General features: G+C 67.9%; 17 protein-coding genes and 2 tRNA genes. 10 read left to right on the forward strand and 9 right to left on the reverse strand.

Features of this window, described 5'->3' with window-relative positions:
- Positions 1–3: 3 nt before the first annotated feature.
- Positions 4–510 (forward strand): hypothetical protein, encoded by a 507-nt coding sequence (locus TSH20_RS23070; protein ID WP_146205470.1) that lies wholly within the window; start codon positions 4–6, stop codon positions 508–510.
- A 681-nt stretch (positions 511–1,191) separates the two neighbouring features.
- Entirely contained in the window at positions 1,192–1,506 is a 315-nt protein-coding gene (locus tag TSH20_RS23075) for a hypothetical protein (RefSeq protein WP_109157488.1), read from the forward strand.
- Between the two features lie 75 nt (positions 1,507–1,581).
- Here TSH20_RS23075 and map read toward each other — a convergent pair whose 3' ends face one another.
- Together map and sfsA are read right to left on the reverse strand one after the other, a co-directional pair.
- Positions 1,582–2,391, reverse strand: coding sequence for a type I methionyl aminopeptidase (gene map, locus TSH20_RS23080; RefSeq protein WP_109157489.1), 810 nt, complete (start codon positions 2,389–2,391; stop codon positions 1,582–1,584).
- Between the two features lie 56 nt (positions 2,392–2,447).
- On the reverse strand, positions 2,448–3,185 hold the full coding sequence (sfsA, locus tag TSH20_RS23085; protein ID WP_109157490.1) for a DNA/RNA nuclease SfsA: 738 nt from the start codon (positions 3,183–3,185) through the stop codon (positions 2,448–2,450).
- Positions 3,186–3,251: 66 nt separating this feature from the next.
- Between sfsA and TSH20_RS23090 the strand changes: the two genes are divergently transcribed.
- Positions 3,252–4,037 carry a molybdopterin-binding protein gene (locus TSH20_RS23090; RefSeq protein ID WP_109157491.1) on the forward strand — a complete coding sequence of 262 codons (786 nt, stop codon included), beginning with the start codon at positions 3,252–3,254 and terminating at the stop codon, positions 4,035–4,037.
- A 117-nt stretch (positions 4,038–4,154) separates the two neighbouring features.
- Entirely contained in the window at positions 4,155–4,400 is a 246-nt protein-coding gene (locus TSH20_RS23095) for a hypothetical protein (RefSeq protein WP_109157492.1), read from the forward strand.
- On the opposite strand, the gene TSH20_RS35355 is transcribed toward TSH20_RS23095, so the two are convergent.
- A complete protein-coding gene (locus tag TSH20_RS35355; protein ID WP_169055020.1) occupies positions 4,401–4,574 on the reverse strand; it encodes a hypothetical protein in 174 nt (57 codons plus the stop codon). It lies immediately after the preceding gene.
- Between the two features lie 255 nt (positions 4,575–4,829).
- Here TSH20_RS35355 and TSH20_RS23100 point away from each other — a divergent pair.
- Positions 4,830–4,914, forward strand: a tRNA-Leu gene (locus TSH20_RS23100).
- Between the two features lie 111 nt (positions 4,915–5,025).
- Here TSH20_RS23100 and TSH20_RS35050 read toward each other — a convergent pair.
- The 3 genes from TSH20_RS35050 to TSH20_RS23110 form a co-directional block, all read right to left on the reverse strand.
- The gene (locus TSH20_RS35050) at positions 5,026–5,196 is read right to left on the reverse strand and encodes a hypothetical protein (protein ID WP_158282048.1); all 171 of its coding nucleotides are present in this window, start codon (positions 5,194–5,196) and stop codon (positions 5,026–5,028) included.
- An 11-nt stretch (positions 5,197–5,207) separates the two neighbouring features.
- Positions 5,208–5,426 (reverse strand): hypothetical protein, encoded by a 219-nt coding sequence (locus TSH20_RS23105; protein ID WP_109157493.1) that lies wholly within the window; start codon positions 5,424–5,426, stop codon positions 5,208–5,210.
- A 90-nt stretch (positions 5,427–5,516) separates the two neighbouring features.
- On the reverse strand, positions 5,517–5,900 hold the full coding sequence (locus tag TSH20_RS23110; RefSeq protein WP_109157494.1) for a rhodanese-like domain-containing protein: 384 nt from the start codon (positions 5,898–5,900) through the stop codon (positions 5,517–5,519).
- A gap of 159 nt (positions 5,901–6,059) precedes the next feature.
- Between TSH20_RS23110 and TSH20_RS23115 the strand changes: the two genes are divergently transcribed.
- Entirely contained in the window at positions 6,060–6,413 is a 354-nt protein-coding gene (locus TSH20_RS23115) for a carboxymuconolactone decarboxylase family protein (RefSeq protein WP_109152239.1), read from the forward strand.
- A gap of 50 nt (positions 6,414–6,463) precedes the next feature.
- Here TSH20_RS23115 and TSH20_RS23120 read toward each other — a convergent pair.
- Positions 6,464–6,548: transfer RNA gene (locus tag TSH20_RS23120), tRNA-Leu, on the reverse strand.
- Between the two features lie 234 nt (positions 6,549–6,782).
- On the opposite strand from TSH20_RS23120, the gene TSH20_RS23125 reads away from it, so the two are divergent.
- Together TSH20_RS23125 and TSH20_RS23130 are read left to right on the forward strand one after the other, a co-directional pair.
- Positions 6,783–7,301, forward strand: a complete 519-nt coding sequence (locus TSH20_RS23125; RefSeq protein WP_109157499.1) for a disulfide bond formation protein B — start codon at positions 6,783–6,785, stop codon at positions 7,299–7,301.
- Between the two features lie 65 nt (positions 7,302–7,366).
- Positions 7,367–7,894, forward strand: a complete 528-nt coding sequence (locus TSH20_RS23130) for a demethoxyubiquinone hydroxylase family protein (protein WP_109157495.1) — start codon at positions 7,367–7,369, stop codon at positions 7,892–7,894.
- Between the two features lie 58 nt (positions 7,895–7,952).
- On the opposite strand, the gene TSH20_RS23135 is transcribed toward TSH20_RS23130, so the two are convergent.
- Positions 7,953–8,516: an HNH endonuclease gene (locus TSH20_RS23135; protein ID WP_042688610.1), complete on the reverse strand. Its 564-nt coding sequence runs from the start codon at positions 8,514–8,516 to the stop codon at positions 7,953–7,955.
- A 418-nt stretch (positions 8,517–8,934) separates the two neighbouring features.
- Between TSH20_RS23135 and TSH20_RS35360 the strand changes: the two genes are divergently transcribed.
- Positions 8,935–9,102 (forward strand): hypothetical protein, encoded by a 168-nt coding sequence (locus tag TSH20_RS35360; protein WP_014248815.1) that lies wholly within the window; start codon positions 8,935–8,937, stop codon positions 9,100–9,102.
- Between the two features lie 77 nt (positions 9,103–9,179).
- The gene (gluQRS, locus tag TSH20_RS23140) at positions 9,180–10,043 is read left to right on the forward strand and encodes a tRNA glutamyl-Q(34) synthetase GluQRS (RefSeq protein ID WP_109157496.1); all 864 of its coding nucleotides are present in this window, start codon (positions 9,180–9,182) and stop codon (positions 10,041–10,043) included.
- A gap of 10 nt (positions 10,044–10,053) precedes the next feature.
- On the opposite strand, the gene TSH20_RS23145 is transcribed toward gluQRS, so the two are convergent.
- A complete protein-coding gene (locus TSH20_RS23145; protein ID WP_109157497.1) occupies positions 10,054–12,219 on the reverse strand; it encodes an NAD(P)/FAD-dependent oxidoreductase in 2,166 nt (721 codons plus the stop codon).
- Between the last annotated feature and the right edge of the window lie 264 nt (positions 12,220–12,483).

The following is a 12,483-nucleotide window of genomic DNA, read 5'->3' on the forward strand; positions in this document are numbered from 1 at the left end:
CTGTTGCCGATGTTCGGGAATATCAATCTCCGTACCGGCTTGCGGACGGCTGGCAAGCTGGCGGTTGCGGCGGCGGTGCTGGTCACCGCCGCCTGCACCACCACCGGTGGCCAGCCGACGGCAGGCGTCATCGAACCGTCCTATGTCTTCATGATCGGCGCCAACAAAAGCGACGTACTGGGGATGTTGGGTGCCCCGCAGACGGGACCTCGGTTCGACCGTTTCAGCAACCTGACCGAGGTGACATATGTCTTCCCGTTCCGTGCGGTGCAGGCCGAATCCCGGCTGAAGGATGGAACGACCCGGGTCGAACTGGTCGACACCATTCACTTCTTCTTCAATCAGAAAAATCTGGTCGAGCGCATGGCGTTCCGAACCGACCGCTATTATCCGAGCTTCACCGATTTTCCCGTTCACAAGGTTACTGTGCTGCCCCGATTGATCGACCGCCAGGGACGGATCCATCCCGTCGCGGATCTTTCGCCTTCCATGCTGCGGACAGCGGGCTGAGGCGCCATGGCGACGGGAACTGGAAAACGGCGCCGCGCCTCCCCCAACGCCCAGGGCGATGAGGCAAAAGCCTCCGCTCCGACCGAAGCGCAGAGCGACGCGGTGCAGGCGGAGGACGGCGGGAGCGGACAATCCGATGCGGACGGACAGGAGACTCCGTCCGGAGGCGACCGGCGCCGAAGCGGATGGATAAGGTCCAGGCCGCGGCTGGCGGCCCTCGCCGCGGCCGGACTTGCGGCCGCCGGCTTGGTGGTTGTCGGGCTGGCGGTGGTGCTTCCGCAGCAACCGGCGTCCGGTGACGTTGCCGCACTTTGGGGCCGGCTGTCCGCCGCCATGGCTGCGGGCACGGCGCCAACGGCCCCGGCAGAGCCGCCGCCGGCTGAGAAAGCGCCGTCAGACGCGGCCCCGCAAAGCCCGGTGGCGGATGTCCGGACGGCTAAGGCGCCAAGGCCGCCGGAGCCTCCGGTCACGCAGACGGCTCCGGCGATGGCGCCGACGCCGGAGGAGCCTCTGCCTGTTCCGCCGACCGTGGTGCCGGTTGTATCCCCCATGCCGACGCCGCCAGCGGCAGCGCCGGCTGAACAGGGCCGGCAGCAGCCTCCGCCCCGTCTGGCGGCCGCCTCTCCAATTCCGCAACGCAAGCCGAAAGCGGCGCCACCCAGGCAGACCGGCACGCCCATCATGGCGGCTCCGACCGCCGGGGTCGCCGCCGGGGCTGCGGTCGTGTTGACGGTTGGGCAATCCACCGTGGGAAGCACGCTGCGCATTCTGGGACCCGGCTCGTCAGACCGGCTTTGGCCCGATCGCACGCGGGAAATCGCTTACCGTTTCGGCCGACACCGCGTCCTTGTGGAGGGCATGGCGGTCACCGGTGTCACGCTGTGGTTCGATCCCCAGGGGGTGCTGGCCGCCGCCCGAACCCTGGAACCGGCGCCCCATCTGCTCGGGAACCCCGGCAGTGTGGCGGTCCTGCCGGCAACCATGGCCGGATATTGAAGCTTGCTCATACGGAAACGGGCGCCGCATCCCCCGAGACGGCGCCCGCCAATCACCCCGGATGACCCTTGGACGTCACTCCACCGTGTAGGGCGGCTTGGTGTAGCCCGCCGGCGACAGGGTGAAGATCTCCGCGCCGTCGGCGGTGACGCCGATGGAATGCTCGAACTGGGCGGACAGCGACTTGTCCTTGGTCACGGCGGTCCAGCCGTCGCCCAGGATCTTCACGTCGGGGCGGCCGGTGTTGATCATCGGCTCGATGGTGAAGATCATGCCTTCCTTCAGGACCAGGCCCTCGCCCGGCTTGCCGTAATGCAGGACCGACGGCGGCTCGTGGAAGACGCGGCCGACGCCGTGGCCGCAGAAATCGCGCACCACCGAGAAACGGTGGGACTCGGCGAAGGTCTGGATGGCGTGGCCGATATCGCCCAGCGTGGCGCCCGGCTTCACCGCGGCGATGCCGATCATCAGCGCGTCATAGGTGACGTCGACCAGCTTGCGCGCCTTCACGCCGACGTCGCCGCACAGATACATGCGGCTGCTGTCGCCGTACCAGCCGTCGACGATGGGCGTGACGTCGATGTTCAGGATGTCGCCGTCGACCAGCCGCTTGTCGCCGGGAATGCCGTGGCAGACGACATGGTTGACCGAGATGCAGTTGGCGCGCGGGAAGCCGCGATAGCCCAGCGGGGCAGGGACGCCGCCATGGTCGCGGATGAACTGCTCCAGCAGGCGGTCAAGCTCGCCCGTGGTGACGCCCGGCTGCACATAGGGGACGATGTAGTCCAGTGCCAGCGCGGCCAGACGGCCGGCCTTGCGCATGCCTTCGAATCCCTCCGGACCATGAAGACGGACGCGGTTGGATTCGACGTGATCCTGTTCCAAGACGAAAGCCCCTATGCCAAGTAACCAAAAGCCGGATGTTTGAGCCCGCCGCAGCCCTAAAGCCGGATCGGCAGCGGCCGGTCCAATTCAATCGATTCGGGCGTGATCGCGCAAGACCAACACAGCGCCTCCACCCCCGAATCCAGCGCGCGGCGCAGACCATCATGATACGCCGGATCGAGATCAGCCGCCGTGCGGAAATGGGAACAATCGCCGCGTTGGACAAGGTAGAGCATGACCGCGCGGCAGCCTTGGGCCACCATTGCCGCCATCTCCTCCAGATGCTTGGCGCCGCGGGCGGTGACGCAGTCGGGGAATTCGGCGGCGTCACCATACGCGCCTTCGGGGCGGCGGAGGTGGACGTTCTTGACCTCGACATAGGTGGGAGGCCGGGCGGCGGGCTTGGCCGGATCGTCCTCCAGCAGCACGTCGATGCGGCTGTTGCGGCCGTACTTCACCTCGCGCCGCAGCCGGTCGTAGCCGGCCAGTTCCGGGATGGTGCCGGCAGCGATGGCGGCGGCGACCAGCGCGTTGGGATGGCCGGTGTTGACGCCGACCAGCCCCTCGCCCCAGGGGGCGGCGGCCTCCACCAGCTCCAGCGTGTAGGCCAGCTTGCGGTTCGGGTTGTCGGAGCGCGACAGCCAGACGGCGGAGCCGGGAAGGTCCAGCCCGATCATGCTGCCGGAATTGGGGACATGCGCCGTCACCTCCACCCCGTCCAACAGGACATCGGCAAGAAACCGCTTGTAGCGGCGGATCAGGCGGCCTTGAAGAAGGGGGGTGGGAAAGCGCATCTTGGCCGCGACGCTACCCTTGGCCTTCCCGCTCGACAAGAGCGTTCCACGGAGACCCGCACCGCCATGACGTCCGAAGCCGCAGAAAACCCGGTTGCCGCAAATCCCACTGCCGCCGTCCTGGTGATCGGCAACGAGATCCTGTCGGGCCGCACCAAGGACGCCAATCTCGGCCACATCGCGGAGAAGCTGACGGAGATCGGCGTGCGGCTGCGCGAGGCCCGCGTGGTGCCGGACGTGGAGGAGGAGGTCGTCGCCGCGGTCAACGCGCTGCGCGCCCGCTACACCTATGTCTTCACCACCGGCGGCATCGGCCCGACCCACGACGACATCACCGCCGCCTGCGTCGCCAAGGCCTTCGGCGTGGCGCTGGAGCGCAACCCGGAGGCGGTCGCCCGGCTGGAGCGCCATTATGCCGCCGGCCAGCTGAACGAGGCGCGGCTGCGCATGGCCAATGTCCCGGCCGGCGGCATCCTGATCGACAACCCGATCAGCCAGGCGCCGGGTTTCCAGATCGGCAACGTCTTCGTCATGGCCGGCGTGCCCAACATCATGCGGGCGATGCTGGACGGCATTCTGCCGCGGCTGGCCGGCGGGCCGGCTCTGCATGCCCGCACGGTGGCCTGCGAGTTGGCGGAGGGGGTGATCGCCGCCGAGCTGTCCGCTCTGCAGGACCGCCATCCGGCCCTGGAGATCGGCAGCTATCCTTACTTCCGCGCCGGCTTCTTCGGCGTCAGCCTGGTCCTGCGCGGCACCGACGAGCAGGAATTGGCGGCCGCGACCGACGAGCTGGCGGAGATCGTCCGCCGCCTGGGCGGTACGCCCACCGTCACGATTGGTACGAAAGGGTAGTCGGGCTATGACTCCGGTCCAAATGACGGTTATGTCGGCGGATCGATTGTCGAGGACCGTTTAGGCCCTACATTAACAGATTGTCATCCAAATCAGCTTTGCCGCGGGAGTCCCGCCATGAAGAGCTTCGAGAAAGCAGCGCTGCTGTTTCTTCTCCGCCATCTGTTCGCCGGCGTCGTCGGCGCCGTGGTGCTGGCGACCGGTCTCTTGTGGTTCGACGTCGCCAAGCTGGCGACGCTGATCGGCAACAGTGATTACGGCATCACCGCCACGGTGATGCTCTATGCCGGCCTGATGCTGACCTTCGGCAGCGTGTCGATGGGAATCGGCATCATGACGATGAACGAGGACACCCGTCCTTAATCAGAGGCCGAACGGTCCGAATCGGTTATAGACCCAGACCAGGGCGACGATCAGCGCCAGCCAGAGCGCGGCGTTGCGCAGCACGACTCCGCGGTTCCGGCGAAGGGCGGCCGGCACCACCAGGACCGCGACCATCAGCAGCGCCACCAGCGACATCCATTGCGTCTCGCTCACGCTGCCTCCCTCCCTATGCCGGCCCAGTCCCGGGCCTGTCTCCCAGTTGCGCTTCCTTCGATATGGGAATGCCTGCGGTTTTGCGAAGGCCTCTTGACCCGCAGCCCCGCGATTGTCTAAGTCATGACCACGGAACGGTGCGTTGCATATCGAGGTATGCAATCTGCGCGCGCGGCGCGGGACCGCTCCGTGGACATGAGCTTTGCCGTACGGATCCGGTCGCATGGGCTGGATTGCGGTGGCAGAGTCCGGGGCGCGGGCGTGGCGAAACCGGTAGACGCAAGGGACTTAAAATCCCTCACCTCTTGGTATGCGGGTTCGAGTCCCGCCGCCCGCACCATCTTGCCGAGCGATGGCTTTCCCGACTGATGCGGGAGCGTCCCAACGGGCGTGGAGGGGGCGGGAACCCACCCAGGCCCCACCCATGCGGCTCCCGCACCGGGGCGGTCGCTCACCGCGCCTCGACCGGGCCGCAGGACCGACGGTGGGCCAGCAGGCAGTCTTCGGTCTTCGACTGCCGCATCAGGGCGTGCATCAGCCAGTAGCCCAGCATCAGGACGATCATGATGGCGATGGCGGCGCCGAGATTTGCGGCCATGCGGGGGCGATCGTCGTTCGGCATTCTATCGGGCATCACGTCTTGCCCGGCTTCCGCTTGGTCCGGCCGTTGGCCGCCTCGCCCTCCTTGCGCTGAAGGAACAGGCGGCCGGCCTGCATCGCGGCCGCACGGTTGATGTAGGTGCCGCAGTCGAAGCGCCGGCCGTCGAACATCACCGTCAGGGTGAAGCTCTGCGGGGCGACTTCATCAACAATGATCGAGGAAGGGGCAGTCGAGGGGGAGGCGGGCTTCATGCGGTGGTCTCTGCTTCTTGCCTGCGGCGTAAGGATTCATACGTCCCCGGTTACGCGCAGGCCAGCGGCTTCGACGAGCCCGCCGCCCGATCAGCGCTCCACCTTGCCGCCGGCATTGACCCAGGCGGCGAAACCACCGCGCATGCGGTTGATGGTGCCGGTGTGGCCGGCGGCCATCATGCGCTCGGCGGCAGGACCGCAACGCATGCCGCCCTGGCAATGGAAGACCAGATGCTTGCCCGAGTCGGTCGGGACGCGCGACGGGTCGAACCGCGACAGCGGATTCAGGATCGCGCCCGGAATATGGCCGGCGGCGTGTTCATGCGGTTCGCGGACGTCGACGATCACCGCCTCGCCCTTGGACTGCCATTGGATCGCGGTCGCGGCGTCGATCTGCTGGATACGGCCGGCGGCGCCCTGTCCATCCGAGGGTGCAGCGGGAATCAGGCGGCGGAAAAGCGAGCACAGCGACATGGTTCGTGGTCCTTGCAAGGGGGGAGGGGCAGGGGGAGAGGGCGGCCGCGGACGGCTCTTGACCTATAGATTAGTATATTCTAATTTATTGTCAATGAATGGCGGTGCCGCCTGGGCACAGATGGTCCTGCGGGCGCCCTTCAAAAACAGGAGACGACCATGCACAAGAACTGGCCGCAGATGACCGGTGAGCTGTCCGGCGCCATCCGTGAACTGCGCGGCGGTGCGCCCGACGTCATGAAGGCCTTTTCCGGAATGGCCCAGGCGGCGCTGAAGGCGAATGCGCTGGACACCAAGACCAAGGAACTGATCGCGCTTGCCATCGCGGTGGCGATCCGTTGCGACGGCTGTGTCGCCTTCCATGCCGAAGCGGCGATGAAGCAGGGGGCCAGTCGCGACGAGGTGATGGAGACGATGGGGATGGCGGTTTATATGGGCGCCGGGCCGTCGGTGATGTATGCCGCCCAGGCGGTCGAGGCCTTCGACCAGTTCGCCGAAAAGGTGGCCGGCTGATCGGAAACCTGATCCGGCCGGAAAGCGCGATCCCAAGTGAGGGGATCGGGTGGTGCGGGCGGTCGGACTCGAACCGACACTCCTTGCGGAACCGGATTTTGAGTCCGGCGCGTCTACCAATTTCACCACGCCCGCAGCGACGCCTCTTCTAACGCAACAGTCCGGAAACGGAAAGTGCAAAAGAACGGGGCGTCCGGGCTTCTCCGTCCGGACATCGCCAGGCGTCGGGGACGCCGCCGCGGTGCCGCTTATTCCCCGCAGCGGCCGTGGCCCCTGCCATGCCGTCGCAGGGGCGGCGCGGGTGTCGCGGACGGCTGGCCGAACGGCCCAGTACGCGCTACCTTGTCGGCCATGACGACCAAGCCCCTCATGTCCCGCGTCTTCGACGATCCCCGCGTGGCCGCCCTGCTGCTGGCGCTGGCCAGCGCAGGGGTGCTGCTGTCGGCCCTGTTCTTCCAGTTCGTGCTGGATTACCAACCCTGCGTGCTGTGCATCATGCAGCGCTGGCCCTATGTGGCGGTGATGGTGCTGGGGCTGGTGACCTGGCTGTTCCGCCGCTGGAAGGGGCTGGGCGACGCGCTGCTGGTGGTGAGCGGGTTGGCCCTGCTGGCCGGCGCCGGCATCGCCGCCTATCATGTCGGGGTGGAGCAGCATTGGTGGGCCGGCACCTCGTCCTGCGGCGGGTCGGCGCCGGCCAATTCGCTGGAGGCGTTGCGCGCCCAGGTGTTGGCCGCCCCGGTCACCCGCTGTGACGAAGTGGCGTGGTCGCTGTTCGGGATCTCAATGGCGGGCTACAACGTGGTGATCTCGCTGGCGCTGGCGGCCTACGCCTTCGTCGCGGCACGCATCGCCTACACCCGCACCCCGGTGTCGAGGACCGCATTGTGAGTGAAACGACGTCTGCCTCCGCTGTTTCCCGTTCCGGCTCGCTGCCCGGATCTCTTCCCGGTTCGATGCCCGGCGATCTGCCGCGGCGCGAGCGGCTGGCCCGCATCGTCCGGGTCGACCATGCCGGCGAGTACGGCGCCAAGCGTATCTATGAGGGCCAGATCGCCGTCATGGGCAAGGGGCGCCACGGCAAGACCCTGCGCCACATGGCGGAGCAGGAACTGGTCCATCTGCAATATTTCGAAAAGCAGCTGAACCGCCGCCGGGTGCGGCCGACCCTGCTGCAGCCCCTGTGGCACGTCACCGGCTTTCTGCTGGGCGCCGGCACCGCGATCCTGGGCGAGCGCGCGGCGATGGCCTGCACCGTCGCGGTGGAAGAGGTGATCGAGGAGCATTACGAGGCGCAGTTGAAGCATCTCGGCCCCGAGGAGCAGGAGTTGACCGACAGCATCCGCAAGTTCCAGGCGGAAGAGGTCGAGCACCGCGACATCGGGCTGCAGAACGAGGCGGAGCGCGCGGCGGGCTATCCGATTCTGTCGGCGGCGATCAAGGCCGGCACCCGGGCGGTGATCTGGGTGGCCGAGCGGGTGTAGGGTGCGGGTGTAACGGGCGGGTGCAGGGGGGCGACACCGTCCCCCCATCCGCACCGCGCTACATCGGGTCCAGTTCCGAGTCCCAGTAAAGAAAATCCCGCCAACTTTCATGGAGGAAGTTTGGCGGGAAGGCGCGTCCGTTCTCTTGCAACTCGTAGGCACTGGGCTGGAAGGGCGGACTGAGGGGGATCATGCCGCAGACGTGGGGAAGGCGGTCGCCCTTCGCCAGATTGCAGGCCGAACAGGATGTGATGACGTTTTCCCACGTCGTCCGACCGCCGCGCGACCGCGGGATCACATGGTCGAAGGTCAGGTCGTGGGTGGGGAAGGGGCGGCCGCAATACTGGCAGGTGAAGCGGTCGCGCAGGAAGACGTTGAAGCGGGTGAAGGCCGGGCGGCGCGTGGCCGGGATGAACTCTTTCAGCGAGATGACGCTGGGCAACCGGACTTCGAAACTTGGGGATCGGACGACCCGGTCATAGTGCGATACGATGTTGACCCGTTCGAGAAAGACCGCCTTGACCGCTTCCTGCCAGGACCATAGCGACAAGGGGAAGTAACTGAGCGGGCGGAAATCCGCGTTCAGCACCAGAGCCGGACAGTGATCGGGTGGTGGAGCCAATGGCCACTCCCTTATCTGAAACCGTTGTCTGACGTGTCTGGATCCCGGCACGCGACACTGGTGCGGCTTGTGCGCGGGGTCGTCTCTGCTCCGCCCCGGCGGCCGGATGGCGATCCGGGACAACCAGATACATAGTGGATCAGGGGGCCGGACTCAACATCTTGACCCGGTGCGGCCGAATTTCTTCACTGATGTGTAACCTTTTTCGCGCTGTGGACATGCCCGGATAGGCGGCAAACCGCCATCCGGACCTTCGCGCGGGGGCTGTGACATCGACAATGACATCGGCAGAAAGTCCGGCCGCCTCCCTTGTGCGCTTACCGCTCGTTAACCATGACGCCGCCATGGTGGGTCTCGTTGATCCAAGCCGATCCCGCCGGTCCGAACCGGCCGGAAGCGACCCCGAGGAAAGTCCGCCATGACCGCCGTCATCATCGACCTCGCCCAGAAGCGCCGTGAACGCGAGGAGCGTGAGCGCCAGATCCGCATCGACGCGTTCGATCGCGAGCTGCGCCGCCGTCTGGCGCTGTATCTGGAAGGCGAAGAGATCCCGGTCGAGCCGATCCGCGACAATCCTTATATTTGATCTGGCCTTACATCTAAGTCCCGCCTGACCGACACATCCCGCGCCCGGTCCGGCGCGCGATCCGCTATAAAGCGGGGATGAGCGATCTCGTCACCCGCTTCGCCCCCAGCCCCACCGGGCACCTGCATCTGGGCCATGCCCATTCCGCGCTGTTCGGCTGGACCACCGCCCGCAGCGCCCCCCGCAGTGCCGCCGGCCGCTTCCTGTTGCGGATCGAGGACATCGACCCCAACCGCTGCCGCCCCGAATACGAGCGCGACCTGATCGAGGATCTGGCGTGGCTCGGTCTCGACTGGGACGGTCCGGTCCGGCGCCAGTCCGACCATTTCGACGATTTCCGCGCGGCGCTGGCCCGGCTCGAGTCGCTGGGCGTGCTCTATCCCTGTTTCTGTACCCGCAAGGACATCGCCGCCGAGATCGCGCGGGCCGGTGCGGCGCCTCATGGACCGGACGGGCCGCTTTATCCCGGCACCTGCCGTCATCGCTCCGCCGGGGAGCGGGCGGAGAGGATTGCCCGTGGCGACAGTTGGGCGCTGCGACTCGACGTGGAGGCCGCCCGGCGGCTGACCGGGCCGCTGCGCTGGCACGACCGGGCGCGGGGCTGGCAGGATGCGACGCCGGAACTGCTGGGCGACGTGGTGCTGGCGCGCAAGGACACGCCGACCAGCTATCACCTCAGCGTCACCGTCGACGACCATCTGCAGGGCGTGACGCTGGTCACCCGCGGCGAGGACCTGTTCTTCGCCACCCACCTGCACCGGCTGCTGCAGGCGCTTCTGGGCTACGATCCGCCGGACTATCACCATCACGGCCTGCTGCGGAACGCGGCGGGCGAGCGGCTGGCCAAGCGCGACCGCGCCCAGTCCCTGCGCTCGCTCCGCGACGAGGGACGCAGCCCGGCCGAGGTGCGGGCGTTGGCGGGGTTTGCGGACCAGATTTGAATACTTGGGCTCACCCCATCTGCGCCACCGGCAGGCCCGTGGAGCGGACGGCCTGCCCGGCGGTGCCGCGCAGGGCTTCCGGCCTCAGGCTTTCCTTGCCCAGCAGGGCTTCGGCCGCCAGCCGTCCGGAGATGACGCAGGCCTCGACGCCGGGACCAGGGAAGACGCCGGCCCCGGCCAGGCACAGGCCGGGGATCGGGCTGCGGCGGGTCAGCCGTTGCTGGTCGGGGGCGATGCCGTAGATGCTACCGGCGCTGGTGTGGGCGTAGCGGGCGAAGGTGGCGGCGCTCGCCTCCTGCCGGGTGGTGATGTGGCGTTCAAGATCGGGGATCAGGCGGGCGGCGGCGGCGACCATCGCATCGCCCTCCGCCCGCTTGCGCGCCTTGTAGGCGGGATCGGCGCGGTTCCAACCGGCATCGGCCGGGGCCAGCCGCAACAAGGTCACCGCGGCATGGCCGGCGGGGACAAGGCTGCGGTCGTGGGTGGAGGGGACGGCGACGGCCATGCCGAAGCCGGCTTCATCGGACGGCAGGAACGTCATCGCCGGCAGGTCGGGAACGACGTCCAGCCCCAGCGTGACCATGAAGGCGGAGGTCGAGGGACGCAGCGCCGAGCAACGGGCGGCGTAGGCGGCCGGCAGATGCTCCGCCCCGACCAGTTCCAGCATCGTCCGCCGCAGGTCGGCGTTGGAGACCACGGCGGGGGCGCGGATGATGCGGCCATCGGCAGTCTCGACACCGGCGGCGCGGCCGTCCTCGATCAGGATGCGGGTGACGGAGGTGCGCAGGCGGATTTCACCGCCATCGGCACGAATCGACTGGGCCAGCGCGTCGGCCAGCGCCTGCGACCCGCCGGCGGGATAACGGCCGCCGGAGAACCAGTAACCGAAGATCGGCGCCATCTGACCGGCGGTCAGCAGGTCCGCCCGGTCGCTGAGATAGCCGGTCAGCACGGTCAGCAGGCGCTGGCCGGCGCGGTCGGGGATGTAGTGGTCCAGCATCTCCTGAAAGGGGCGGCTCATCCAGTGGAAGGCATGCGGGCAGTCCGCCACATAGCGGCGCATCGCCGCCACCGAATCGGGGATGTTGGGCAGGCCGCGGTCAGCGCAGCCGCGAAACATCTCGTCATGGATCGCCCGCATCTCCGCCAGGAAGGCGGCGGCACCGGCGGCGCTGGGCGGGTGGTCGGCAGCGATCTGGGTTGCCAGTCCGTCGGCATCGTCGGCCAGTTGGAGCAACCTGCCGTTCATCACCACACCGCGGCTGACCGGTTGCCAGTCCACCCGGTCGTGGACGCCGAGCGAGCGCAGCAGATGATCGACCGGGCCGCCGGGCTGGGCACCGCTGATGTCGTGGACACCGGCATCGAAGACGTAGCGGAAGGGCTCGCCCCCCGGTTCGCGGCGGTTGCGCGCCTTGACCGTCCAGCTGGTGCAGAAGCCGCCGGGGCGGTCATGCGCCTCCAGAACCGTGACCCGCGCCCCGGCCCGTGCCAGCAGAGCCGCCGCCGTCAGCCCGCCGATCCCGGAGCCGACCACCACCACATCGCGCTCGTTCGGTGCGGTGCGCTTGCGGTTCAGGATCGCCGGGGCCGGCCAGGGGTGCGGATCGGCTTCGGCCAGCCGGCGGCGCATTCCCATGGTGACGAGCCAGTTCGGCAGCAGCCGGTTGGCGATCATGCCCAGCGCGCTGGCGCCGATGGAGACCGGAGCCTCCCAGCCGGGCAGGGCGGCGAAGCCGAGGCCGCCGATCAGGAACAGCACGCCCCAGACGGCCGTCATCAGCCGGTTGACGGCGACGAACTGCGGCAGGTGCCAATACTCGCGGGGCCAGTCGTCGCGGGCATATTGCAGGGTGAAGGGGCTGCCGATCGCGATGCTGCCGAAGGCCATGGCCGAGAGGGCCAAATGGATCGCGAGACCGAGATTGTGCACCGGCCAGTCCCAGCCCAGCGGTGAGCAGAGCGGCAGGGCGGCGAAGAAGGCGGCAGCGACCAACTCCGGCGCCTTGTAGGAACCGCGCAGCTTGTCGAGGACGCAGAGGGCGAGGCTGGCCGTTAGCGCTGTGAGGGAGGCCGGTAGCAGTCCGGCAAGCGGCAGGATGGCGCCGAACAGCAGCCAGGGGGAGAAGCCCAGCAGGATGCGGATGACGATTGGGAGCTTGGCGGGCTTGCGCATCGGGAGGGTGCCTTCGCGGGGGGTGTGTTGCGAAGGACCATCGTCGGCAGGCGGGTGTACGTGCCAGTGCGGGTGCGTAAGGAGTGGGTCTGGCTTCGTGAACTGCGGCGTACGGCGGTTCGCGATGCGTGAAGTGCGGGGGCGTACGCTTTTGGGGCGGGTGTACGTGCGGGGGAAGTTAGACCCCCACCTAACCTCCCCCGCTCTCAGCGGACCTACGGTCCGCCTGCCGCGTCAGCACAAAGCAAAGCTTTGTGCGAGAGC

Source organism: Azospirillum sp. TSH20 (assembly GCF_003115935.1).
Lineage (GTDB): Bacteria > Pseudomonadota > Alphaproteobacteria > Azospirillales > Azospirillaceae > Azospirillum.